At 70.5% G+C, this 22,369-nt stretch carries 23 protein-coding genes; 17 read left to right on the top strand and 6 right to left on the bottom strand.

The genetic code is table 11. From position 1 onward, the window contains the following. The 3 genes from ACQEV2_RS09770 to dapD all read left to right on the top strand — a co-directional run bounded on the left by ACQEV2_RS09770 (position 1) and on the right by dapD (position 2,146). Entirely contained in the window at positions 1-321 is a 321-nt protein-coding gene (locus ACQEV2_RS09770) for a DMT family transporter (RefSeq protein WP_433038686.1), read from the top strand. Beyond that, complete coding sequence (locus tag ACQEV2_RS09765) at positions 321-857, top strand: TetR/AcrR family transcriptional regulator (protein WP_433038684.1); 537 nt, start codon at positions 321-323, stop codon at positions 855-857. Before ACQEV2_RS09770 ends, ACQEV2_RS09765 begins: the two co-directional genes overlap by 1 nt. Before the next feature lie 299 nt (positions 858-1,156). Then, positions 1,157-2,146 carry a 2,3,4,5-tetrahydropyridine-2,6-dicarboxylate N-succinyltransferase gene (gene dapD / locus ACQEV2_RS09760; protein WP_433038682.1) on the top strand — a complete coding sequence of 330 codons (990 nt, stop codon included), beginning with the start codon at positions 1,157-1,159 and terminating at the stop codon, positions 2,144-2,146. A gap of 177 nt (positions 2,147-2,323) precedes the next feature. Here the strand turns inward: dapD and ACQEV2_RS09755 are convergent, their stop codons facing one another. The 3 genes from ACQEV2_RS09755 to ACQEV2_RS09745 form a co-directional block, all read right to left on the bottom strand. Beyond that, positions 2,324-2,983 carry a hypothetical protein gene (locus tag ACQEV2_RS09755; RefSeq protein ID WP_433038680.1) on the bottom strand — a complete coding sequence of 220 codons (660 nt, stop codon included), beginning with the start codon at positions 2,981-2,983 and terminating at the stop codon, positions 2,324-2,326. Positions 2,984-3,576: 593 nt separating this feature from the next. After that, positions 3,577-3,987: a DUF6069 family protein gene (locus tag ACQEV2_RS09750; protein WP_433038678.1), complete on the bottom strand. Its 411-nt coding sequence runs from the start codon at positions 3,985-3,987 to the stop codon at positions 3,577-3,579. Next, on the bottom strand, positions 3,984-4,595 hold the full coding sequence (locus ACQEV2_RS09745; protein WP_433038676.1) for a TetR/AcrR family transcriptional regulator: 612 nt from the start codon (positions 4,593-4,595) through the stop codon (positions 3,984-3,986). Before ACQEV2_RS09745 ends, ACQEV2_RS09750 begins: the two co-directional genes overlap by 4 nt. A gap of 325 nt (positions 4,596-4,920) precedes the next feature. Here ACQEV2_RS09745 and ACQEV2_RS09740 point away from each other — a divergent pair, with 325 nt between their 5' ends. Continuing rightward, positions 4,921-5,160, top strand: a complete 240-nt coding sequence (locus tag ACQEV2_RS09740; RefSeq protein WP_433038674.1) for a hypothetical protein — start codon at positions 4,921-4,923, stop codon at positions 5,158-5,160. A gap of 143 nt (positions 5,161-5,303) precedes the next feature. Here ACQEV2_RS09740 and dapA read toward each other — a convergent pair whose 3' ends face one another. Beyond that, entirely contained in the window at positions 5,304-6,206 is a 903-nt protein-coding gene (dapA, locus tag ACQEV2_RS09735) for a 4-hydroxy-tetrahydrodipicolinate synthase (protein WP_433038671.1), read from the bottom strand. Between the two features lie 185 nt (positions 6,207-6,391). Here dapA and ACQEV2_RS09730 point away from each other — a divergent pair, with 185 nt between their 5' ends. From ACQEV2_RS09730 to ACQEV2_RS09700, 7 genes are all read left to right on the top strand, one after another. Further along, positions 6,392-6,535 (top strand): hypothetical protein, encoded by a 144-nt coding sequence (locus ACQEV2_RS09730; protein WP_433038668.1) that lies wholly within the window; start codon positions 6,392-6,394, stop codon positions 6,533-6,535. Beyond that, complete coding sequence (locus ACQEV2_RS09725) at positions 6,532-7,227, top strand: hypothetical protein (RefSeq protein ID WP_433038665.1); 696 nt, start codon at positions 6,532-6,534, stop codon at positions 7,225-7,227. The genes ACQEV2_RS09730 and ACQEV2_RS09725 overlap by 4 nt, the downstream gene beginning before the upstream one ends. Before the next feature lie 204 nt (positions 7,228-7,431). After that, positions 7,432-7,854 carry a phage holin family protein gene (locus ACQEV2_RS09720; protein WP_433038663.1) on the top strand — a complete coding sequence of 141 codons (423 nt, stop codon included), beginning with the start codon at positions 7,432-7,434 and terminating at the stop codon, positions 7,852-7,854. Then, positions 7,851-8,420: a DUF3618 domain-containing protein gene (locus tag ACQEV2_RS09715; protein WP_433038661.1), complete on the top strand. Its 570-nt coding sequence runs from the start codon at positions 7,851-7,853 to the stop codon at positions 8,418-8,420. The genes ACQEV2_RS09720 and ACQEV2_RS09715 overlap by 4 nt, the downstream gene beginning before the upstream one ends. Before the next feature lie 160 nt (positions 8,421-8,580). Continuing rightward, the gene (locus ACQEV2_RS09710) at positions 8,581-9,285 is read left to right on the top strand and encodes an antibiotic biosynthesis monooxygenase (protein ID WP_433054315.1); all 705 of its coding nucleotides are present in this window, start codon (positions 8,581-8,583) and stop codon (positions 9,283-9,285) included. Positions 9,286-9,443: 158 nt separating this feature from the next. Then, a complete protein-coding gene (locus ACQEV2_RS09705; RefSeq protein ID WP_433038658.1) occupies positions 9,444-10,091 on the top strand; it encodes an ArsR/SmtB family transcription factor in 648 nt (215 codons plus the stop codon). Positions 10,092-10,107: 16 nt separating this feature from the next. Continuing rightward, positions 10,108-10,848, top strand: coding sequence for an SRPBCC family protein (locus ACQEV2_RS09700; RefSeq protein ID WP_433038655.1), 741 nt, complete (start codon positions 10,108-10,110; stop codon positions 10,846-10,848). Between the two features lie 19 nt (positions 10,849-10,867). Here ACQEV2_RS09700 and ACQEV2_RS09695 read toward each other — a convergent pair whose 3' ends face one another. Beyond that, entirely contained in the window at positions 10,868-12,703 is a 1,836-nt protein-coding gene (locus tag ACQEV2_RS09695) for an endonuclease/exonuclease/phosphatase family protein (RefSeq protein ID WP_433038653.1), read from the bottom strand. A gap of 311 nt (positions 12,704-13,014) precedes the next feature. On the opposite strand from ACQEV2_RS09695, the gene ACQEV2_RS09690 reads away from it, so the two are divergent. From ACQEV2_RS09690 to ACQEV2_RS09665, 6 genes are all read left to right on the top strand, one after another. Further along, positions 13,015-14,457: a hypothetical protein gene (locus ACQEV2_RS09690; RefSeq protein WP_433038651.1), complete on the top strand. Its 1,443-nt coding sequence runs from the start codon at positions 13,015-13,017 to the stop codon at positions 14,455-14,457. 182 nt (positions 14,458-14,639) lie between these two features. Beyond that, positions 14,640-16,097, top strand: coding sequence for an alkaline phosphatase PhoX (locus tag ACQEV2_RS09685; RefSeq protein WP_433038649.1), 1,458 nt, complete (start codon positions 14,640-14,642; stop codon positions 16,095-16,097). Between the two features lie 342 nt (positions 16,098-16,439). After that, on the top strand, positions 16,440-18,023 hold the full coding sequence (locus tag ACQEV2_RS09680; RefSeq protein ID WP_433038647.1) for a TROVE domain-containing protein: 1,584 nt from the start codon (positions 16,440-16,442) through the stop codon (positions 18,021-18,023). A 90-nt stretch (positions 18,024-18,113) separates the two neighbouring features. Continuing rightward, positions 18,114-18,764, top strand: a complete 651-nt coding sequence (locus tag ACQEV2_RS09675) for a GntR family transcriptional regulator (protein ID WP_433038644.1) — start codon at positions 18,114-18,116, stop codon at positions 18,762-18,764. Positions 18,765-18,800: 36 nt separating this feature from the next. Beyond that, positions 18,801-19,817 (top strand): 1-aminocyclopropane-1-carboxylate deaminase, encoded by a 1,017-nt coding sequence (locus ACQEV2_RS09670; protein ID WP_433038642.1) that lies wholly within the window; start codon positions 18,801-18,803, stop codon positions 19,815-19,817. A gap of 186 nt (positions 19,818-20,003) precedes the next feature. Continuing rightward, entirely contained in the window at positions 20,004-21,041 is a 1,038-nt protein-coding gene (locus ACQEV2_RS09665) for a LacI family DNA-binding transcriptional regulator (protein WP_433038640.1), read from the top strand. A gap of 94 nt (positions 21,042-21,135) precedes the next feature. Here ACQEV2_RS09665 and ACQEV2_RS09660 read toward each other — a convergent pair whose 3' ends face one another. Then, positions 21,136-22,368, bottom strand: a complete 1,233-nt coding sequence (locus tag ACQEV2_RS09660; protein ID WP_433054312.1) for a TerD family protein — start codon at positions 22,366-22,368, stop codon at positions 21,136-21,138. Between the last annotated feature and the right edge of the window lies 1 nt (position 22,369).

The raw sequence follows: 22,369 nt of genomic DNA, 5'->3' as shown, positions 1-22,369 counted from the left end.
ATGGGATACCTGATGCTCGCGGCTGCCATCGCCGCCGAGGTGGGCGGTACGACCGCCTTGAAGTACAGCGACGGGTTCAGCCGTCTCTGGCCGTCTGTGCTGACGGTGCTCGGGTACGCCGTCTCGTTCCTGCTGCTCGCCCAGACCCTGAAGACGGTGTCGGTCGGCACGGCGTACGCGATCTGGTCCGGTGTCGGCACCGCGGCCATCGCCACCATCGGGATCCTGTTCCTGGGCGAGGGGATGACGGTCGCCAAGGCCACCGGGATAGCGCTGATCATCGTCGGTGTGGTGGTGCTGAATCTGGGGGGCGCGCACTGATGCCTCGGCGCTACGACCCCGAGCGGAGGCAGCGGATCATCGATGCGGCGATTCGGGTCGTCGGGGAGAAGGGGATCGGGGGGCTGAGCCATCGCACCGTCGCCGCCGAGGCGGATGTGCCGCTCGGTTCCACGACGTACCACTTCAAGACCCTCGACGATCTGCTGGTCGCCGCCCTGCGTCAGGCCAATGAGGGCTTTGCCGAGGTGATCGCCTCGCGGGGTGGGCTGGAGGACCCGGGGGCCGACCTGGCCACCGAGCTCGCGGGGTGGATGGGGGAGTGGCTTGCGGGGGACCGGACGGGCGTCGAGCTGGAGTACGAGCTCTATCTCGCCGCCCTGCGTCGTCCTGCGCTGCGGCCGGTTGCGGCGGAGTGGGCGCAGGATCTTGCCGATCGGTTGTCCCGTCGTACGGATGCGGTGACGGCGCGGGCGCTGGTGGCGTTGATGGACGGGATCTGTCTGCAGGTGCTGCTTGCCGGGGGCACCTATGACGAGGAGTACGCGCGGGAGGTGTTGGCGCGGGTCATTCCGTGACCGCCGTGTGTTCTTCGCCCCCGCCGCCCCTACCCGTCCCATCCTGAAGGGGCTCCGCCCCTTCGACCCCGGTTCCTGGGGGCCTGCGGCCCCCAGACCCCCGCTTCGGCCCTGAAGGGGCCTCGTCCTCAAACGCCGGACGGGCTGAATGATGCGGGCCGGCATTCAAGGTGCGGGCTTCGTCCTCGAACGCCGGACGGGGTGAATGATGCGGGCCGGCGTCTCGCCGTACCGCCCGGCACGTGAGACGCACCCCCGTCGGTTCGCTCCCGCGGTGGGGGTCACGTTAGGTTGCCCTTATGACCGACACGACTGCTCCTCGCACCACCGGCGCCGTGGCCGCCGGCCTTGCCACGATCGCTGCTGACGGCACTGTTCTCGACACCTGGTTCCCCGCGCCCGAGCTCGTCGCCGAGCCCGGTCCCGCCGGCAGCGAGCGGCTGTCCGCCGAGCGTGCCGCGGAGCTGCTCGGTGGTGGCGCCACCGCGGCGATCGGGCCGGACGCGCGCCGGGGCGTCGAGGTCGTCGCGGTCCGCACGGTCATCGCCTCGCTCGACGAGAAGCCGATCGACGCCCACGACGTGTACCTGCGCCTGCACCTGCTGTCGCACCGGCTCGTCAAGCCGCACGGCCTGAGCCTGGAGGGCCAGTTCGGCTTCCTCGCCAACGTCGCCTGGACCTCCCTCGGCCCGGTCTCCGTGGACGACATCGAGAAGGTCCGGCTCAATGCGCGGGCCGAGGGGCTGCACCTTCAGGTGACGTCCATCGACAAGTTCCCGCGCATGACGGACTATGTGGCGCCCAAGGGCGTACGCATCGCCGACGCCGACCGCGTGCGGCTCGGTGCCCACCTCGCCGCGGGCACCACCGTCATGCACGAGGGCTTCGTGAACTTCAACGCGGGCACCCTCGGTACGTCCATGGTCGAGGGCCGTATCTCCGCGGGTGTCGTGGTCGGTGACGGCTCCGACATCGGCGGCGGTGCGTCGACCATGGGCACGCTGTCCGGCGGCGGCAACGTGATCATCTCCATCGGTGAGCGCTGCCTGATCGGCGCCGAGGCGGGCGTGGGCATCGCGCTCGGCGACGAGTGTGTCGTCGAGGCCGGTCTGTACGTCACCGCCGGCACCCGTGTCACCATGCCCGACGGGCAGATCGTCAAGGCCCGCGAGCTCTCCGGCGCCTCCAACATCCTCTTCCGCCGCAACTCGGTCACCGGCACCGTCGAAGCCCGCCCGAACAACGCGGTCTGGGGCGGCCTGAACGACATCCTGCACAGCCACAACTGATCAACGGCGGCCGTAACCTGCGGCCGCCTCATCGATCAACATCCTGACCTGCTGCCGAGTTGTCGGCAGTTGTTGGGGTTGGTCATCGTTGAGCGCCCTTCCACGGCCCGAGGACGGCCCGGGAGGGCGCTCGCGCATACAGGGTGCTCGCGCATAGGAGACACCTCCCCAAGTCCGTCACGTACTACCTTGAGGTGCCAGCCATGCCAGGATTGCAATAACCAGGGCCGCGAGACCGGCGAAGCCTCCAATTACAGTCCATAGGGCTTGCGTTCGTGGGGTCGGGCTCCAGCTAAGTATTCCATGCAGTCCCCGGGGATCCCTCAGGAATATGTGTGCGCTGTTTGGATAGATGAAGAAGGCGGCCCGCCAATAGAACATGCTCAACAGTGCGACAGCGTACGGGCCGTCACTGAGGTCTATGCCCAGCACTGTCAGGCCCACGAAAAATACGGCACCAAAAATTTCTAGGATCGCAGGAAGCAGGGAAAAGGCGCCGACGCGCAGTGTGGTTATCCTCTCTCCGCGCAGGGCCGACAATGCTGCTGCGAGCATTCGATCCGCATCTTGCGCGCTTGCGCTTCGAGTCGTGATCCTGACATCCCAAGTTTGCACCCTGCGGAACCACCCTCGAAATGCTTGAAATCGTGATGGTCCTTCCGGATTCCCAAACTCGATATGGATTGAATCGGCGTTTGGGGTTGAGGCTCCTGACGCCTTGATCAGTAGGTGGTGGAGTTCTTTCATGCCTGTCGCTTGATTTTTGAGATCCGTGACGCTTGATCCTGTCAGGTGTACTGCGCCCTTTGCTCCTGTTCCTTCCACTTCGATGGACATTCCAGGAAAGGTCGCGCTTAGTGTCTGAATGGCTGTATCTATCCTGCTGTATCTTGATGCCGTAAAAGGCGCCCTCTTGTGTCTGATCTCGGTCCGCACGTGTTCCTCTGTCGTAAGTCGTCAACTAATGCGCTGGTTGCGGGAGGAGGATAGACGTTTACCACGGAACGGGGCGTGGCGAGGGGTACTTGGGTGCAATGAGCCATTGGCTGACGCCTGTGCCGTTTCGCAAGGATTGGTGGCGTGCCGTCATGGAGTGAGTGCGATCAGCCCGTCGTGGACGGGGTCGTCGCGGTGCTCGCGGGTGCGGACGGCGTCAGGAATGCAGTCGATGATCACCGGTGGCCAATCCCGTCTCCGACCCCACCCCAGACATCCCCGACCTCGCTCGCATCCGCCTGACCATCCCGGCGGCGGCCATCGCAGCGAACTGGCCACGAGGGTCCGCTCCTGCTGGGCCTCGGCCCGACCCACCAGGTCTCGCTCTTCATCTCCATCGCGTGGGCACTCTGACGGTCATCCCCGGCTGCGCGACGCCGCGCAGCCGGGCCGCCTCCATCTGGTGCCGTTCGCGGCGTACTTGGTGCCGGCGGTCACCCCCTGGCGGCAGCGGCTGCCGCCCCGGGGGACCTGCCGGCCAGCCCCGGGATCAGCACCGCCGCCACCGCCAGGTGCATCAGAGCGAGGGAGACCCGGGTGCCGCCGTCCATGCCGTCGCCGACGAACGGCAGGAAGGACACGGCCAGCACGGCGCCGGCCACCCCGGTCCAGATGGCGCGGGCGCGCCGCGCCCCGAACCGCTCCAGGGCGGCCAGCAGTCCCCAGCCGGAGAGCGACGCGAGCAGTGCGACGACCGCCACGGGCGCGGCGCCGATGTCGAGGGTCTGCTCGCCGTCGGCGATCCGCAGCCGGTGCCCCAGCAGCGGGTCCGCGACCAGCCACACCAGGACGGGGGCCAGGACGGCCAGGGCCGTAACCCCCAGGCGCCTTCTTCGCGCGCTCACTTGGCGTCTCCCGAGAGCGCCCCGTGCAGGAAGACCTCCACCAGCTCCTGCGGAGTCAGGTCGGGCTCGTCCTCCGTGCGCGGCTGGGTGAAGAGCAGCCCGAAGAAGAGGGCCGCGATCTGCTCCGGCGGCCGGCGCAGGGCGGCCTTGTCGGGCTCCAGCAGTTCCGCGAGGGCCGCGCGGATACGGGTCGTCGACTCGGTGCGGCCCGCGCCGCGCACCGTGCCGGGGTGCTTGCCGCCGCGATGCCCCAGCGAGCCGGCGATCGCGCCCATCCTGGACAGGTGCGCCTGCAGCGCCTCGGCCGCCTCCGCGAGCCGGTCGGGCAGCGGCTGGGATACGTCGATCGCGTCGAGCTCGCGGACCGCGTGCTCGGGGGAGAGCGCCTCGGCCATGCAGGCCTGCAGCAGCTCGTCCTTGTCGGCGAAGACCCGGAAGATCGTGCCCTCGCCGATGCCCGCGGCGCGGGCGATCTTCGCGGTCGTCACCGCGGCGCCGTACTCGGCGATCAGCGGGATCGCGGTCTGGATGATCATCGCGCGCCGCTGCTCCGGCGACATGCCGGGGGCGCGGCGTCGGGGGGTCTGGTTCTCCTTGGGAGCAGTCATGACCGCGAGCGTACGGAGTGAGTACTCACTCCGTCAATGAGTGAGTACTCACTCCGCTCGCTTTTCCCGTACTCGGCTGCCTGTCAGCGGGCTGGTCCTGCGAGGCGGCGCACCAGGAGCAGGGTCATGTGAGGTGGATGGCGTTCTCCGCCACTCTTCCCGCGCCCGCGCCCACTCCCGCGCCGACGCCGGCGTCGTAACCGAGGCGCGGCGGCGCGCTCACGTACGGGTTACTCCACGTGACCTCAGTGCGGTCCAGGCAGATGAACGGGTGGACGCAGTGTCCGATCACACGCCGAACCGACGAGATGAGGACCGAGGGCCGATGACGGGTCGAGTGAAGATGAACGAGCGGACGAGGACCGTACTGCGCCTGGTGGTCGGTGCGTTGACCCTGGCGGGGGCGTGCTGGCTCCCGGTCGGGACCGCGTACGCCGACGAGACCAACACGGGCTCGCACAACGGTCCCCGCATCGGGCTGGTCAACGTCGGTCAGGTGGACGATCCGATGGAGGATGTGCTGGAGCACTTCCTGCTCCTCGGCGACGGATACCGCTGGGGCTGACCGCGCACCGGGCCGAGCGCCGGGCCGGGCCCGTACCGCACACGGATGCGGTACGGGCCCCGCCCTGTTCCACGAATGGTTCCGGCGACGGGCCGGCCGCGGCGGTATGGCGGGGTAGGCAGCCCGCCTTCGCCGAGCGCCGATCAGCCGGCCGTCAACTCCGCGTACGCCGCCAGCAGGCCGTCGACCGCCTCACGGCCGGCGGCCCGCAGTGGTGCGCGGACCGGGCCCGCGGGCAGGCCGAGGGCGTTGAGGAGCGCCTTGGCGGTGACGGTGCCCGGCAGGCCCGAGGCCATCATCAACTCGATGAGCGGCGTGGCGCGTTGCTGGAGGTGTGCGGCCACGGCGGTGTTGCCGGCATCGAACGCGTCCAGCACGGAACGAAGATGACGGGGGATCACGTTGGCGACCGTGCTGACATACCCCGCACCGCCCACCGCGTACAGCGCGAGGTTGTGCTCGTCGCAGCCCGCGTAGTACGCCAACTCCGTGCGGGCGAGGACCTTCTGGGCGGCGAGGAAGTCGTACGAGCAGTCCTTCACGGCGACGATCCGCGGGTGCTCGGCGAGCCGGATCAGCGTCTCCGGCTCGATGCGGGTGCCGGTGCGGCCCGGGATGTCGTACAGCGCGAGCGGCAGCCCGGCCGCGTCGGCGACCTCGCGGAAGTGGGCCTCGACGGCGTCCTGCGGGGGCTTGCTGTAGTACGGCGCGACCACCAGCAGGCCGTCCGCGCCCGCCTTCTCGGCCGCCAGGGCCAACTCGACGGTGTGCCGGGTGTCGAAGGTGCCCACACCCGCGACGACCGACGCCCGGTCGCCCACCGCCTCCCGAACGGCCCTGATCAACTCCGACTTCTCGGCGTCGCTCGTGGTCGGCGACTCACCCGTCGTACCGGAGAGCACCAGGCCGTCGCAGCCCTCCCCCACCAGCCGGTCGGCGAGCCGCTGCGCGCCGTCGACGTCGAGCGATCCCGCCTCGGTGAAAGGCGTGATCATGGCGCACAGGGCGCGGCCGAAGGGAGGCGCGGAGGCGGCGGTCGTCGTCATAAGAGTAGTGTCGGCGCGGCAATTGCGTAGCTCCACTTAATTCTTCTACGAGGTGCCGGTAAGCAACGCTGAGGAATGGTGGGTGTCGTGGGCGTCCTTGGCCGTTGTAGGCCCTATGTCCAAAGTCGGCCGTGATGGGTCACCATGGCCGGGACGGTCAACGACCCCTGGTCATGGGAGGCGTCATGAAGCTCGGCAAGGCACTCGCCACCGGAGTCGCGGAAGAGCGGCCGCAGACCCACGACGAAGAACTCGAACTGGCCGAGGAGATCGCGGAGATCACGGCCGTCGAGGCGGCCGCGCCCGAAGAGGCCCCGGCCGCCCGATGAGGCTGCGGCTTCCGGAGGAACGCCCGACGGAGCCGCCGACCGGATACAAGATCGCCCACCCGATGCTGTCCCAGGACGGCACCCGGGCCGCCTTCACCGGTGTGTCGCTGGGTGGCGCGCTGCCGTACGGAGTCCTGGCCGACGCGTCCTGCGTCTACGGCCTGCGGCACCGGGCGCCGAGCCGCCGCTGCGACTGCGGCTTCCACTGTGTGCACGACCGTACGGCGGCGGAGGCGCTGCTGTGCACGGCCGAGCACCGGGCGGCCGTGCTGCTCGACGTCACCGTGCTGGGCCGGTACATCCGCTTCGAGCGCGGCTTCCGCTACGCCCGCCAGCGGGTGCGCACCGCCACGGTCGGCCCGTGCGCCTGCGGTACGGTCGCCGCCGCCCTGGCCGACGCCGGCTGGGGCCGCCCCGGCTGGCGGGCGCTCGCCCCCTCCTGCGCGGGATGCCTGCGCGGCCGTACGTCCGTCTCGCTCGCGGGGTTCGCCCGGCTGGCGGGGGAGGGGCTGCGGGTGGTGGCCGGGAAGGCGGCGTCCGGGGCGGTGGCCGGCCTCGGGGACACCGACGAGCTGGGCGTACCCGAACTCGCCGCCGAGGCTGCTTTGTTGCAGGCCCGCCTCGACTGGTTCCAGGCCCAGCTGGCCCGGCTCGGGGAGGGGAAAAGTGGTGGGGGAGCCAAGGGGCGGTAGGAGGAAATCCGGCGGGGCGTGAAGCGCCCCCAAGGGGCGCGGGGCTGTATCGATATGCGGCTCCGCCGCGTGGGCGTGACCGGCCACGACGGAACCCGCAGACCGCGTACGGCAGCCACCCGGCAGATGCGTCCCGGTGTCCGGCGTAGCGGGGGCCCCGCCGGGTACCCGGAGTGTTCCGAAACCGAGAGGAGGCGGAGCACCGTGACCGGGACCACGGACACCGCGCGGCCCGTGCGCGACGAACACCACTCCGTGGGCGAACTCGTCAGCCAGGCCACCGAGCAGCTTTCCCACCTCGTGCGACAGGAGGTCGCCCTCGCGAAGGAGGAGCTGGCCGCCAAGGGCCGGCGCGCCGGACGCGGTGGCGGACTGCTGGGCGCGGCGGGTGCCGTCGCCTACGCCGGTCTGCTCGCCCTGGCCGGCACGGCCACCGCCGCACTCTCACTGACGCTGTCCGTCTGGGCCGCGGCACTGATCGTCACCGGGGCGCTGTTCCTGTTCGCCGGCCTGCTGGCCGCGGCGGGCCGTGCCCAGCTGCGGCGGGCCGCACCCCCCAGGCCCGAGGAGACGCTCGGCAGCGTCAGGGCCGATGTCGAGGAGATCAGGGAAAGGGCGCATCGATGACGCACAGGAAGGCGGGAGACAAGGGCGGCAAGGCCCACTCCGCGGCGAAGGCGACCGTCGGAAAGGCGGCCGGCGGCGCCAAGGGACCCGACGAGCTGCGCCGCCAGATCGAGCGGACCAGGAAGCAACTCGGCGACACCGTCGAGGAGTTGGCGGGCAAGGCGGACGTGAAGGGCCGAGCGCGGGCCCGCGCCGCCGACCTGCGGGACAAGGCCGGCGCGATGACCGTGCAGCTGCGCAGCACCGCGGCCCAGGCTGGCCACACGGTGCAGGACCGGGCGACGCGGGCGGGCCACACCCTGCAGGACCGGGCGAGCCATGCGGGCCACGCCGTGCAGGACCGGGCGAGCCATGCCGGTCATGCCGTCCAGGGCCGGGCGGGCCAGGCCGGACACACGGTGCAGGACCGGGCGACCCGGGCGGGTCAGACCGTGGAGAAGAACGTGCCGTATCCGCTCCGGACCGCCGTCCGGTTCGGGCTGCGGCATCCGGCGCCGGTGGTGGCCACGGTCGTCCTGGCGGTGATCGTGGTGGAGGTGATGCGCAAGCAGCGCCAGTACCCGTGAGGCGGCCGCCTCCATGCGGGTCCACCCCATACGCGGGTCTCACCCCAACACGCTTGACCTGAAGCTCGGTTGAGGTTGAAGGGTGGTCGGTGCAGAGAGCACCGATCAGCACCGATCACCCCTCACCGAGCCACGGGAGTCCGCCATGACCCGCCGTACCATGACCCGCCGTACCGACACCCACCCCGACCTCACCCGCCCCGAGGTCGGGGCACCCTTCTTCAGCACCTGGCGCGTCGGCACCCCCGAACGGCAGAAGCAGGCCGTCGAGGCCATCGCCGGCACCTGGGAGCGCCGCCCCTGGCCCGCCGCCGGCCTCCTCGGCTACCACGTCTACGCCGGCCACGACGGCTCCACCCTCCTGCACTACTCGCAGTGGAGGAACGAGCAGGCCTACGACGCCTTCGTCAAAACCCACCGCCAGGAGCGCAACGACGAGATCGACACCGCCGTACCCGGAATCGAGCGACTGAGGCTCGACCGATACCGGCACTACCGCAGTGGCACCCGGGACGACCACGACACCCGGGTGCCGGGCTGCATCGTGATCGTCGACGTCGAGTTCGAGGGGCCCGACCCCGACCGGCAGCGCGCCTGGGTCGACGCAGTCTTCGAGGCCCTGGACAGCGAGCCGAACCCGCATCCCGGCGGAATCGCGGCCCACTTCCACCTGAGCACCGACGGCACGCGGGTCCTCAACTACGCCGAGTGGGAGACCGCCCAGCACCACATCGACGCCCTGGCCAAGCCCGGTGAGGGCGTCGGCTCGGGGTCCGCGCTGTGGGAGCGCGTGCAGAACTGGCCCGGGCTGAAGGGCAGCACGGTCGACCGGTACGACCACGCCCTGGGCCTCGTACCCGACTGAGTTCCGCCGACCCGCCGCACGCCCACTGGCCGCCGCACGCCCACTGGCCCGCCGCACACCCACTGACCCGCCCCACACTCATTGGCCGCCGCCCCATGGCCCGCGCCGAACACTCGATCCGTCTGGACAAAAAAAGTTTTCGGTGAGACGGTGGACGCATGCTGGACGTCACCGTCATCGAGGACCCCGAGGCCGCAGCCGTCTCCCTTGACCCCATAAGGGCCCGGCTGCTCGCCGAGCTGGCGGCCGGGCCCGCGTCGGCCACCATGCTGGCCGGCAAGGTCGGGCTGCCCCGGCAGAAGGTGAACTACCACCTCAAGGCGCTGGAACGGCACGGCCTGGTCGAGCTGGCCGGCGAGCGCCGCAAGGGCAACGTCACCGAGCGGCTGATGCAGGCGACCGCCGCGTCGTACGTGATCTCGCCGCTCGCGCTCGCCTCCGTGCAGCCCGACCCGGACCGCTTCCGCGACCAGCTCTCCGCCCGCTGGCTGCTCGCGCTCGGCGCCCGGCTCGTCCGGGACGTCGGTTCGCTGATCACCGGCGCGGCGAAGGCCCGCAAACGGCTGGCGACGTACGCGCTGGACGGCGAGGTCCGCTTCGCCTCGGCCGCCGAACGTGCCGCCTTCATCCAGGAGTTGACGGCGGGCGTGAGCGCGTTGATCCGCAAGTACGACGCACCCGACGCCGAGGGCGGCCGGGACCACCGGATCGTCGTCGCCGTCCACCCCACGGTCAAGGAACAGCCCACGATCAAGGAACAGCCCACGGTCGAGGACCAGCAGCCCGCCCAGGAAATCGAGCAGTAGGCCCCAGGAGCCCGCCATGTCAGAGAAAAAGGAATTCGAGATCGCCCGCGAGTTCGAGGTCGACGCCACCCCTCAGGAGGTGTGGGAGGCGATCACCACCGGGACCGGTGGCTACCTGTGGCCGATGGAGCCGCCGGAGCCCAAGGTCGGGGGCAAGGGGCCCTTCGGGTCCACCGTCACCGCCTGGGACCCGCCGCACCGCTACACCAACCGCGTCGAGGACGTCGAGGGCATCGCCGAGCAGACCGCCAACCAGCTCGACTACACCATCGAACCGCGCGACGAGGGCCGGCGCGCCTGGGTGCGGTACGTGCACAGCGGGATCTTCGTCGACGACTGGGACAACCAGTACGACGGCGCCGCCAAGCACACCGACTTCTATCTGCACACCCTGCGGGAGTACCTGGTCCACTTCGCGCCCCGGCCGGCCGCGTTCGCGACGTTCGACGGCCCCGAGGCGTCGAAGGCCGCAGACGCTCTCGCCGCCGTCGGGCGAGCGCTGGGTGTCGGGGAGGACGTGGCCGCCGGGACGCGGGTGACGGTCCACGGGCCCGACGAGTTCGACGCCGTGGTCGACTATCGCGACCCGTACTTCATCGGGCTGCGCACGGACCGGGGCCTCACCCGCGTCTTCGGACGCAACCACTGGGGCTACCCGGTCGGCATCTCGCTGCACGATTTCACGCCGGGCGCCGACATCAAGGAGTGCGAAGCTGCCTGGCAGGACTGGCTGAACGGCGTGTTCAGCCAGTCCTGAGCCCGGGCGGGCCTGCCGGCTACGGCCGGAACCGCAGCACCTGCGGGTCGTGGTCGCTGATCTGGTCGTTGAACTCCGCGTTGATGTGCACGCTGTCGTACTCGAAGTCGCAGGAGCGCCGGATCGACGGACTGATCAGGATCTGGTCCAGCGTCTGGGCGTTGCCCTGGTAGACGTACGAGTAACGCTCGCTCCTGGGCAGCGACTTGATCGCCGACCACAGTTCGCCGTCGCCCTCGAGGATGTTCACGGTGTCGGAGAACTCGAAGTCGTTGATGTCGCCGAGGGCGATGACGTCCGCGTTCTTCTGCGTGTCGAGGATGTCCTTGACGAAGGAGTGGATCGCCGTCGCCTGCGCGTGGCGCTGGATCTCCGAGGTCCGGGCCGGCGGCTGGTACTGAGAGGTCAGACCCTGGTCGCCGCCCTTGGAGTTGAGGTGGTTGGCGATCACGAAGACCGTCTTGCCGCGGAAGACGAACTCGCCCACCAGCGGCTTGCGGCTGTTGGTGAAGGCCGCGTTCACCGGGTCGATCCGGCCGGGGGAGACCGTCAGGGCGGCCTTCCCGCGCTCCTTCGTCACACCGACCGCGGTGGTGGCGTCGCCGCCCGCGCGGTCGGTGAAGGAGACCCGCTCCGGGTTGAACAGGAACACCTGGCGGATGTTGCCGCCGGGCTCGCCGCCGTCGGTGTTGTTCACCGGGTCGATCGAGCGCCAGTCGTACTTGGGGCCGCCCGCCGCGACGATCGCGTCGGTCAGCTTGGCCAGCGTCTGGTCGGCGGCGACCGTGCCGTCGTTCTTGGCGCCGTTGTTGTCCTGGATCTCCTCCAGGGACACGATGTCGGGCGACTGCAGGTTGTTCACGATCGCGGAGGCGTGCTCCTCGAACGTCGCGTCGGACGGGTCGAGGTTCTCCACGTTGTACGTGGCGACCGCGAGCTCGCCGCGCGACTGCTGCTGCGTGGTCTCCCGCTCCAGACCGGCGCTCTTGAGGGTGCCGAGCTGGTTGGCGACCAGGGTGTAACCGCCGAACTGGTTGTAGTCCAGCGGGCCGGCCGTGGTGCCCTCCAGGACGTCACCGACGTTCGCCACCGGGAAGTCGGCGGGCTTGCCGAGCGACTGGATCTGCAGCCGGCCGGTGTTCTGGGACTCGTAGGAGCCGTAGACCGTGCCGCCGCGGCGGTTGCGGTGCTCCCACGGCTTCACCGTGACCCACAGCTCGGTGTACGGGTCGGTGGCGCCCACCACGCGGGTGTCGGCGACCTGGACGTTCTCGCCCTCCAGCGACTCGTAGTAGTCCAGGGCGTACTTGGCGGGCTCCAGGGGCAGGCCGTTGACCGAGCCGCCCGCGGCGGTGTCGCCCGCGGGGCTGTAGGCGGCCGGGACCGACTTCGCGTCGATCACCTTGGCGGCCGGGACCGCGTTGCCGCTGGAGACGACGGTGACCGTCGGACGCGTGATCTCGGTCAGCGACTGGTTGCCGGAGGAGGCGCCGCCCGGGACGTACTCCGTAACCGTGCCCGAGACCAGGACCGAGTCGCCGACGGCGACCTTCGGGACGGAGCTGGTGAAGACGAAGACGCCCTCGCTGGTGGCCGGGTCGGCGTCGGGGTTCGGATCCTGGATCCAGAACCCTCTGGAGGAGCCGTAGGTGCGCACGCCGGTGACGATTCCGGCCACGTCCGTGACCTGCTTGCCGGCGTACGGGGATATTCGGGTGCTGCCCTGGATGTCATGGATGCGCACGGAGTCGGCGTGCGCCGGTGAGGGCAGGACAACTGCCTGGGTGACCGTCGCCGCGGAGCAGACGGCGGCGACGGTGAGCGCGGCGAGACGCGCGGACTTCTTGCTCGGCAACGGGATCCCTCCGGGGACATACATGGGTGCCGGGACGAGGGTGGAGCGTGGAACAGGTCAGTCGCGACCGGTGGGGCGGCGGCAACGCGCGTAGAAAATACAGTGAACAGATGTCCGCCAGATTTCTACGCGCGTAATCTCCTGCCTGGTCACGCCACTTGTCAAGGTTTCGGCCATGTACGCGGCCTGACGGGGAGATGAACCGGGCGGCATGGGTGGAAATCCGTCTAGGCTGAGCGGCTGAGCCGTGTTGTGTAACGGCTGAGCCGTGTTGCGTACGGCCATGCAGAGCGCCCTAGGAGAACCAGCCGATGTCAGACAGCTCCCGCTCCCCCCTGCCGCCGGTGCGGCTGCACCCCGAGGCGGAGCTGGCGCGGGACGCACTGTCCACGCCGCTGCTCTCCCGGGCCGCGCGGCTGGCCCGCTGGGCCGGGCCCGACACCCGGGTCGACGCCGGGGGCGGGCTCGTCGACGAGCAGTTGCCGGCCGCCGCCGAGGTGCTCGGGCTGAGCGGGGACGACGCCGCCGCCTACGCGAGCGAGGCGTGGCGGGTGGCCGTGGACACCGGGCTGGTCGAGATCGTCGACGAGGACGCGGGCACGGTCGCGGCCGGCGCGGACCTCGCGCTGCTGACCGGCGGTTCCCCGCAGGACGTGCTCGGAGTGTGGCTGGGCGCGCTGGAGACGGTCCTCGCGGACGCGAGCGTGCCCGATCTCGACGACCTGGTCGACGTCATGGACGCCGGTGGCGAGGTCGACTTCTCCTCGCTGGACTGGGATCCGGAGGCCGAGGCCGAGTTCCTCGACGGGGTGCTCGGCAACCTGTACCTGCTGACGGTCAGCGACGACGGCCCGGGCGACGGGCCTGTCCCGCTGCCCGCCCTCGCCGCATCGATGATCGTGCCCAGCGACATGGGCGAGCCCACGAACGACGTGCTGGAGCAGGTGTCCGACGCGATGATGCGCCTCGACGACCAGTTCCGGCTGCTGCAACCGGTCGGGCTGGTGGAGTACCAGCCGGTGGACGAGGCGCTGATGGCGGACGCCGAGGCCGCCGCCGAGGAGCCACCGGCCGGCCTCGACGACACCGACGTGTCGCGCTACGGCATGGTCCGGCTGACCCCGCTCGGACGGTACGGGCTGCGCTCTCGTCTGCTGGAGGCCGGGTTCGAGGCACCGGCGGTCGGGGACCTCGCCGACAAGGGTGCCGACGCGCTCCTCGACGGCACGGCCACCTACCCGCAGGCCGCCGCGCAGGCCGAGACCGAGCAGTGGCTGGCCCGGCGCGAACCGCTCGCCGCGGCACGGGAGTTGCTGGCTGCGGCAAAGGGCCTGGACTCCGGGGCGCCGCTGCGGCGGCTGCGCTGTCAGCAGGCGCTGTCCCTGGTGGGTGCGGAGGCCGAACCGGCGCTGCGGGAGGTCCTCGACGATCCCGAGCTCGGCGGGCTGGCGCGGGTCTGGCTGACCGAGGCGGGATTCTCCGACGTTCCCGCGCCGTCCCAGGACCTGGTGTTCTGGCTGACCGTCGACACGGTTGCAGCGCAGCTGGCGGCCGAGGGGAACTCCGACGAGCTGAGGGCGCTGGTGCAGGGGCTTGCCGCGCAGCACAGCGGGTTCTTCGCGGCGGCCTGGCGGGTGGATCATCCGGCGACTGCCGATGTGCTGGAGGCAATGGGGCGGTTGCATCCGGACAAGAAGATCGCCAAGGAAGCGCGGAAGGCCGCGTTCAAGGCGCGGTCGCAGCAGGGCGGGTAGCGGCCGGGTGGCGTCTGCGGGTGCGTGGGGGCTGGTCGCGCCAGCGCGGCGGAGCCGCATATCAGATACAGCCCCGCGCCCCTTTGAGTGTTGTTCAACCGGCGTTCATACGTGGGCGGGACCGTTGCGCCGATTCGAAGTCCGCCACCCTCCACGGCGCACCCACTGTCACAGGAGACACCATGTCGCTCAGCCGCAGGGACTTCGCCAGGAATTCCGCGATCACCGGTGCCGGGGTCGCGCTGGCGGGCAGCGCCGGCGTTCTCGGCACCGCGCCGAACGCGCTCGCGTCCACGGAGACGGAGGACGGGGCCGCGAGCGAGGAGTCCGCGGACGCCTATGGTGGCGGCGTCGGATACGGACCGCTGATCCCGGACCCCAAGGGTATCCTGGCACTGCCCGCCGGGTTCAAGTACCGCGTCATCACCTACAGCGGCAAGACCAAGCTGGAGTCGGGCGAGTTCACCCCCTCCAACCACGACGGCACGGCCACCTTCGACGGCCCGCGCGGCACCACCCTCCTCGTCAACAACCACGAGCTGAAGGGCCCGCGCGCCAACTGGAAGTACCCGGTCCCGCTCACCGAGGGCCTGGTCTACGACACCGCCGCGTCCGGCGGCTGCACGGTCGTGGAGGTCCGCCCCGACGGACAGGTCGCCGAGTGGGTCGGCATCGCCGGCACCTCCACCAACTGCGCGGGCGGCAGCACCCCTTGGGGCACCTGGCTCACCTGCGAGGAGAACTCCGACAAGGCCGGCACCAACGGCATGACCAAGGACCACGGCTACGTCTTCGAGGTCGACCCGATCGACCGCCGTGCCAACCGTGACCCCAAGCCGCTGAAGTTCTTCGGCCGCTACGACCACGAGGCCGTCGTCATCGACCCCAAGCGCGGCCACGCCTACCTCACCGAGGACGCCGCCTCGCCCAACGGCCTCTTCTTCCGCTGGACCCCGCCGAAGGGCTTCGAGTACGGCCGCGGCAAGTTCCGCACGCTCGCCGACGACGCGGGCGTCCTGCAGGCCCCCAAGTGCTTCGACTCCGGCGGCAAGTTCGTCGACGACCTGTCCCGCGCCACGAAGATCGGCACCGTCTACGGCGTCGACTGGGTCGACGTCCCCGACCGCGACGCGAAGACCACGCCCGTGCGCAAGCAGTTCGCCGCCGGCGAGGTCACCCGCGCCCGCAAGCTGGAGGGCATGTGGTGGGGCGACGGCGGCGCCTACATCGTCTCCTCCTACGCCCGCGCGGAGAGCCCCGTCCAGCACGACGGCCAGGTCTGGTTCTACGACCCCAAGCGCCGCACGCTGACGTTGAAGGTCCTCCTCGGCGTCAACCCCGACCCCTCGAAGGACGGCGCCCTCGACGGCCCCGACAACATCACCGTCTCCCCGTACGGCGGCCTCGTCATCGCCGAGGACGGCGAGGGCATCCAGCACCTCTTCGGCGCCACCGACAGCGGCCGCACCTACCCCATCGCCCGCAACGAACTCAACATCGGCACCGAAGACGAGCCGGAATACAGCGAGTTCACCGGCGTCACCTTCTCGTGCGACGGCCGGACCCTGTACGCCAACATCCAGACGCCGGGCATCATGCTGGCCATCACCGGGCCCTGGAAGCGGCAGAAGCGCGGCTGAACTTAATTCGCTCGCTCCACCCGAGTTGCGCCTCCTACAGTGAGATCACGACATCGCACCTCCCGGTGCGAAGGCAGCGGCTACTTCTTTTGCAAAGAGAATCCAGTGCCGCAGCCGACTTGATCTCGGGAGGCGCAGCTCATGGTGGGTGCCCGGTGCGCAGGCAACGGTTACTTCCTTGGATCTGGCGGTTGCGGGTTCGAATCCCGTCATCGACTTCGGGTCGGTGTAGCTCAATTCGGAAGAGCACCAGGCTAAAGTCCGTCGCCGACTCCTGATCTCGGGCACCCTCCTTTTGCCGCGCCTCCTCCCTGAACATCAAATAAACGGGGGGAATTCATCATGGCGCGATTCAACACCCGGGCGGCCAGGCCGACGCCCACTTCGCGGGTGACATCGACGGGACGGGTGCTGCGTACCTACGAAGGCGGCCGAGGCCGTGAGCGCGATCCGCGCTCCGAGCTCTTCCTGCTCGCGGTCGCCAACTTCGTCACGCAGCGAACCTTCTACGAGACCGGCACGGACCGCGACGACCGGTTCGCGCGTCTCGTCGGCGAGCTCGCCGTCACCGACCCGACCTGGACCGCCGGCCTGCTCGGCTGGCTGCGCGGCGAGGGCAACCTGCGGACGGCCTCGATCGTGGGCGCCGCCGAATACGTGAAGGCCCGCCTCGACGCGGGCGTCACCGACGGCCCCTCGAACCGCCAGGTCATCGGCTCCGTACTTCAGCGGCCGGACGAGCCGGGCGAGCTGCTCGCGTACTGGACGGCGACCTACGGCCGCAACGTACCCAAGCCGGTCAAGCGCGGTATCGCCGACGCCGTACGGCGTCTCTACAGCGGCAAGTCGCTGCTGAAGTACGACACCGCGTCCAAGGGCTACCGTTTCGGCGACGTCCTGAACCTGGTGCACGCGGCACCGGACCCGGACAAGCCGTGGCAGGGCGAGCTGTTCCGGTACGCCCTCGACCGGCGGCACAACCCGGACACCGCGCTGCCGGCCGAGTCGAGCCGTGTGCTCACCGCGCACCGCGCGCTGATGGCCCTGCCCGTCGAGGAGCGGCGTGCGGTGGTCACGTCGGAGGGAGGTGCCGAGCGGCTCGCGGCGGCCGGGATGACCTGGGAGGCGCTGGCCGGCTGGCTGCAGGGGCCGATGGACAAGGAGGCCTGGGAAGCCGTCATTCCGTCCATGGGCGCGATGGCTCTGACGAGAAACCTGCGGAACTTCGACGAGGCCGGTGTCTCGGACGAGGTGGCCGCCCAGGTCGCGGCCCGGATCAGCGATCCGGCCGAGGTCGCGCGCTCGCGGCAGTTCCCCTTCCGGTACCTCGCCGCGTACCAGCATGCGCCCTCGCTGCGCTGGGCGTACCCGCTGGAGCAGGCGCTCGGCCACTCGCTGGCCAACGTGCCCGCGCTGCCCGGCCGCACTCTGGTGCTCGTCGACCGCTCGGGCTCGATGTTCTGGTCGCGGCTGTCCGACCGCTCGGAGCTCAACCGGGCCGACGCGGCGGCGATCTTCGGCGCGGCGCTCGCGCTGCGGGCGGCGGACGCGGACCTGGTCCAGTTCGGCACGGACAGTCACAAGGTCGCCTTCCGGCGTGGTGAGTCGGTGCTGAAGGTGCTGGAGCGGTTCGGCGACCTCGGCGGCACGAACACCACCGAGGCGGTGCGCCGGCACTACCGCAAGCACGACCGGGTGCTGATCGTCACCGACGAGCAGTACGCGCCCAGCCACCACGGCGACCCGACCGAGCAGGTCCCGGCCGACGTGCCGGTCTACACCTGGAACCTGGCCGGCTACCGGGCGGGCCACGGCCCGTCGGGGAAGGGCAACCGGCACACCTTCGGCGGCCTGTCGGACGCGGCCTTCCGGATGGTGCCCCTGCTCGAGGCCGCCCGGGACGCCGACTGGCCCTGGACCGCCTGAAGTCTGAACCGAGCCGTGGCCCGCATCTTCACGGGGGATGCGGGCCACACCCTTGTCCGCTCTCCGTGCTGACATCTAACATTTCAGTTCATGAAGGCGATACGACCCGTCGGCCGCACCCTGCTCAGGGACCAGGCCTACACGGCGATCCGGGACGCCATCGTGGCCGGCGAGATCGAGCCCGGCGCGGTGGTGCGGGACGCCGAGCTCGCCGAGCGGCTGGGGCTGTCCCGGGCGCCCGTACGGGAGGCCTTCTCACGGCTCGTGGACGAGGGGCTGCTGGAGAGCAAGCCGCAGAGCTACACGCGGGTGACGCCTGTGGTCGCCGCTGAAGTACGGGACGCGGCGGCCGTGGTCGGTGCCATGCACGAGCTGGTCACGCGGGTTGCCGTACCCCGGCTGATGGCTGCGGACGTGGAGATCATGCGCACGGCCAATGAGCGGTTCGCCGCCGCCGTGCACTCCGGTGACGTGGACGCGGCCCTGCGTGCCGACGACGAACTGCACGACGTCCTGGTGCGCGTCAGCGGCAACCGCGCGGCCGCCGCCACCATCACCCGGTACACCCCCCTCATCCGCCGGCTGGAGCGACGCCGCTTCGGCGAGGGCGGCAACTGCCGTTCGGCCGGGCTGCACGAGCGGTTGATCGAGGCCTGCGCACACGGTGACGCGGACGAGGCGGTCCATGTCACGGCGGAGATCTGGCGGGGACTGGAGGAACTCGCCGACGACATTCCCTGACAGCCCCCGCATCCCGGAGCACTCTGGAGGATCCGCATGTCCCTTTCCTCGTACGAGCGTTACCCCCTCCTCTTCGGCCCATCCCCGGTACACCCCCTGGAGCGCCTGACCGCCCACCTCGGCGGCGCCACCCTCTGGGCCAAGCGCGAGGACTGCAACTCCGGGATCGCGTACGGCGGCAACAAGACCCGCAAGCTGGAGTACCTGGTCGCCGACGCGCTCGCGCGGGGCCGTGACACGCTCGTCTCGATCGGCGGCGTCCAGTCCAATCACACCCGTCAGGTCGCCGCGGTCGCCGCCCGCGCCGGTCTCAAGTGCGTGCTGGTCCAGGAGAGCTGGGTGGACTGGCCGGACTCCGTCTACGACAAGGTCGGCAACATCCTCGTCAGCCGCCTCGCCGGAGCCGACGTACGCCTCGTGCGGGCCGGATTCGGCATCGGCTTCAAGGAGAGCTGGGAGCAGGCGCTCAGGGAGGTCGAGGAGTCGGGCGGCAAGCCGTACGCCATCCCGGCCGGCGCCTCCGACCATCCGCTCGGCGGGCTGGGGTTCGCCGGTTGGGCGCACGAAGTCGCCGAGCAGGAACAGGAGTTGGGGGTCTTCTTCGACACCGTGGTGGTGTGCTCGGTGACGGGGTCCACCCAGGCGGGCATGATCGCCGGATTCGCCGCGATCGAGGAAGCGGGCGGCAGGCCGCGACGCGTCCTCGGCGTCGACGCCTCCGCGAAGCCGGCCCGGACCCGGGCGCAGATCGCCCGCATCGCACACAACACGGGACAACTCATAGGCCTCAAGCGGCAGTTGACCGCGACCGATGTCGAGCTGGACGAGCGCTACCACGCCGGCACGTACGGCATCCCGGACGAGACGACCCTGGAGGCGATGCGACTCGCGGCACGGACCGAGGGGATGGTCACCGACCCCGTCTACGAGGGGAAGTCGATGGCCGGAATGATCGACCTGGTGCGGCGCGGGGAGATCGGCCGGGACTCGACCGTCCTGTACGCCCACCTGGGCGGCCAGCCGGCACTGAACGCGTACAGCGCGTTGTTCTGAGTGGGCGGCAAGTCGCCGGGGGGAGGCGCAAAGCACCCGCCCCTGGGAGGCGCGAAGCGCCCCCCAGGGGTGCGGAGCTGTGCTGATATGGCGGCTCCGCCCCGTGGGCGCGACCAGCCACGACGGTGCCGCAGACAGCAGACGGCCCAACGCGGCACAAACCGGCGGAGCGCTACAGTGCACAGCGTGTGGGCGGACGATCAGGGGCGGGAGCCGAGTCTCGTACGGCCGGACGGCCCTCGCCGCCGGGCCACGATCCACGATGTTGCGAAGCTGGCCGGAGTGTCCCGGCAGACGGTCTCCCGCGCGGTCAACGACAAGGGCGAGATCGACCCGGCCACCAAGGAACGCGTGCTGGAGGCGGCGCGGCTGTTGGACTACCGGCCGAGCCGGTTCGCGCGGGGCCTGGTGCAGAAGGGGACCGTCACGGCGGGTCTGGTGATACCGGACCTGATGAATCCCTTCTTCCCCGAGGTGGCCGCGGGTGTGCTGGAGGCGGCCGAGCAGCGCGGCTGGCAGGTGGTCGTGTGGGACTCCCGCATCGACGAGGCCCGGGAGCGGGACGCGCTCGATGTGCTGTCCCACCAGGCGGACGCGGTCGTGGGCTACTTCAGGAGCCCGGACGACGTGCTCACCCGGCACCTCGGCGGCGTACCGCTGGTGCTGCTGGAGCGCGGCCCGCAGCAGACCCGCTTCGCGGCCGTGGGCATCGACGCCGCCGCAGGGCTCGAACAGGGCATGGCGCACCTGGTGGCGGCGGGGCACCGCAGGATCGGCATGCTGGACGGCGTGCACGGCCCCGGCCCGCGCAGGCAGGCCTTCCTGGCGGAGGCCCGGCGGCACGGCCTGCCCGTCGACGAGAAGTGGATAGAGCTGTGCGACGAGCACAGTGTGGCCGGGGGCGAGGCCGGCATGGAGCGACTGCTCGACGCGCGGCCCGAGATCACCGCGGTGTTCGGCTTCAACGACCTCATCGCCGTCGGCGCGATGCGCGCCGCACGGCGCCGCGGGCGGCGGGTCTCGGACGACCTTGCCGTGCTGGGCTTCGACGGACTGTCGCTGGGCGAACTCGTGGAACCCGGCCTGACCACCCTGCACATAGACAAACGGCGGCTCGGTCGGCTGGCCGTGGAGCAGGTGGCCCGGCTGCGGGCCGGGGAGGATCCGATGAGCGGCGCGGACGCATGGGTGATCCCCGAGCTCGTGATTCGGGCCTCGGCCTGACCGGCCCTGTCGGCACCCTCCGGAAACCTCAACACATGGCTGTGCACGACAGGGGCACCCCTGGAGCGGGGCGCCCCGGACGTCGTACGGACTGCTACAACGCCTGCGCGGCCGGCTTCACCATCCCCCTCACGGTGCGGGACTTCACGAAGTCGCCCATGGCCGTCATCTCCCACTCACCGGAGAACTGCTTGATCAACTTCGCCATCATCACGCCCGTCTGCGATTCGGCGTTGGTGAGGTCGAAACGGACGAGTTCCTCGCCGGTCGCGGCGTCGAGGAGGCGGCAGTAGGCCTTGGCGACCTCGGTGAACTTCTGTCCGGAGAAGGAGTTGACGGTGAAGACCAGTCCGGTGACCTCCTGAGGCAGCCGCCCGAGGTCCACCGTGATGACCTCGTCGTCGCCCCCTCCCTCGCCGGTGAGGTTGTCGCCGGAGTGACGGATCGCGCCGCCCACGATCTGGAGCTTGCCGAAGTAGCAGCTGTCGATGTGGTTGCGCTGCGGGCCGTAGGCGATGACCGAGGCGTCCAGGTCGATGTCCTTGCCGCGGTACGCCGGCTCCCAGCCGAGGCCCATCTTGACCTGGGAGAGCAGGGGGCGGCCGCCCTTGACGAGGGAGACGGTCTGGTTCTTCTGGAGGCTGACCCGGCCCTTGTCGAGGTTGATCTTTCCGGCGCCCGGGGCGGGGGCGGCCGGTGCCGCGGGCGCCGGCGGAGCGGGGGGAGCCGGGGGAGTGGACATCGGCGGGGCCGGCGGGGTGACCGGCGGCTGCATGGCGGGCGCGGGCGGTGTGACCGGCTGCGGTGGGGCCACCGGTGCGGGCGCCGGGGCCGGTTCCTCGACCGTGACGCCGAAGTCCGTCGCGATGCCCGCCAGCCCGTTGGCGTAGCCCTGGCCGACCGCGCGGGCCTTCCACTGGCCGTTGCGCAGGTAGACCTCGACGATCACCAGGGCCGTCTCGGTGCCGAGCTGCGGGGGCGTGAAGGTGGCCAGGACGCTGTTGTCGTCCGCGTTGCGGATGGTGGCCGTCGGTTCGATGCCCTGGAAGGTCTGGCCGGCGGCGTCCGGGCTGGCGGTGACGACGATCTTCTCGATGCCTGGGGGTACGGCGGTCGTGTCGACCGTGATCGCGTCGGGGCTGGTGCCGCCGCCCGAGCGGTACGTCACGCCGGGCCCGCTCGGCTGGTTGTAGAAGATGAAGTCGTCGTCGGAGCGCACCTTGCCGTCGGCGGTGAGCAGCAGGCCCGATACGTCGAGCCGCACCGGGGCGGCGACGTCCACCGTCACGCGCGTGGCGGAGAGAGGGATGTTCGAGCCGGGGGTCATA

Origin of the sequence: Streptomyces sp. CA-251387 (assembly GCF_050936625.1) — a bacterium.
Classification (GTDB): domain Bacteria; phylum Actinomycetota; class Actinomycetes; order Streptomycetales; family Streptomycetaceae; genus Streptomyces.
This window is presented reverse-complemented; position numbering and strand designations above follow the sequence as displayed.

What these genes read in the sequence shown, in the direction of transcription:
- ACQEV2_RS09770 (WP_433038686.1), top strand. Translation starts at nt 1, where the DNA reads ATGGGATACCTGATGCTCGCGGCTGCCATCGCCGCCGAGGTGGGCGGT.
- ACQEV2_RS09765 (WP_433038684.1), top strand. Translation starts at nt 321, where the DNA reads ATGCCTCGGCGCTACGACCCCGAGCGGAGGCAGCGGATCATCGATGCG.
- dapD (WP_433038682.1), top strand. Translation starts at nt 1,157, where the DNA reads ATGACCGACACGACTGCTCCTCGCACCACCGGCGCCGTGGCCGCCGGC.
- ACQEV2_RS09755 (WP_433038680.1), bottom strand. Translation starts at nt 2,983, where the DNA reads ATGTCCATCGAAGTGGAAGGAACAGGAGCAAAGGGCGCAGTACACCTG.
- ACQEV2_RS09745 (WP_433038676.1), bottom strand. Translation starts at nt 4,595, where the DNA reads ATGACTGCTCCCAAGGAGAACCAGACCCCCCGACGCCGCGCCCCCGGC.
- ACQEV2_RS09740 (WP_433038674.1), top strand. Translation starts at nt 4,921, where the DNA reads ATGACGGGTCGAGTGAAGATGAACGAGCGGACGAGGACCGTACTGCGC.
- dapA (WP_433038671.1), bottom strand. Translation starts at nt 6,206, where the DNA reads ATGACGACGACCGCCGCCTCCGCGCCTCCCTTCGGCCGCGCCCTGTGC.
- ACQEV2_RS09730 (WP_433038668.1), top strand. Translation starts at nt 6,392, where the DNA reads ATGAAGCTCGGCAAGGCACTCGCCACCGGAGTCGCGGAAGAGCGGCCG.
- ACQEV2_RS09725 (WP_433038665.1), top strand. Translation starts at nt 6,532, where the DNA reads ATGAGGCTGCGGCTTCCGGAGGAACGCCCGACGGAGCCGCCGACCGGA.
- ACQEV2_RS09715 (WP_433038661.1), top strand. Translation starts at nt 7,851, where the DNA reads ATGACGCACAGGAAGGCGGGAGACAAGGGCGGCAAGGCCCACTCCGCG.
- ACQEV2_RS09710 (WP_433054315.1), top strand. Translation starts at nt 8,581, where the DNA reads ATGACCCGCCGTACCGACACCCACCCCGACCTCACCCGCCCCGAGGTC.
- ACQEV2_RS09705 (WP_433038658.1), top strand. Translation starts at nt 9,444, where the DNA reads ATGCTGGACGTCACCGTCATCGAGGACCCCGAGGCCGCAGCCGTCTCC.
- ACQEV2_RS09700 (WP_433038655.1), top strand. Translation starts at nt 10,108, where the DNA reads ATGTCAGAGAAAAAGGAATTCGAGATCGCCCGCGAGTTCGAGGTCGAC.
- ACQEV2_RS09690 (WP_433038651.1), top strand. Translation starts at nt 13,015, where the DNA reads ATGTCAGACAGCTCCCGCTCCCCCCTGCCGCCGGTGCGGCTGCACCCC.
- ACQEV2_RS09685 (WP_433038649.1), top strand. Translation starts at nt 14,640, where the DNA reads ATGTCGCTCAGCCGCAGGGACTTCGCCAGGAATTCCGCGATCACCGGT.
- ACQEV2_RS09680 (WP_433038647.1), top strand. Translation starts at nt 16,440, where the DNA reads ATGGCGCGATTCAACACCCGGGCGGCCAGGCCGACGCCCACTTCGCGG.
- ACQEV2_RS09675 (WP_433038644.1), top strand. Translation starts at nt 18,114, where the DNA reads ATGAAGGCGATACGACCCGTCGGCCGCACCCTGCTCAGGGACCAGGCC.
- ACQEV2_RS09670 (WP_433038642.1), top strand. Translation starts at nt 18,801, where the DNA reads ATGTCCCTTTCCTCGTACGAGCGTTACCCCCTCCTCTTCGGCCCATCC.
- ACQEV2_RS09660 (WP_433054312.1), bottom strand. Translation starts at nt 22,368, where the DNA reads ATGACCCCCGGCTCGAACATCCCTCTCTCCGCCACGCGCGTGACGGTG.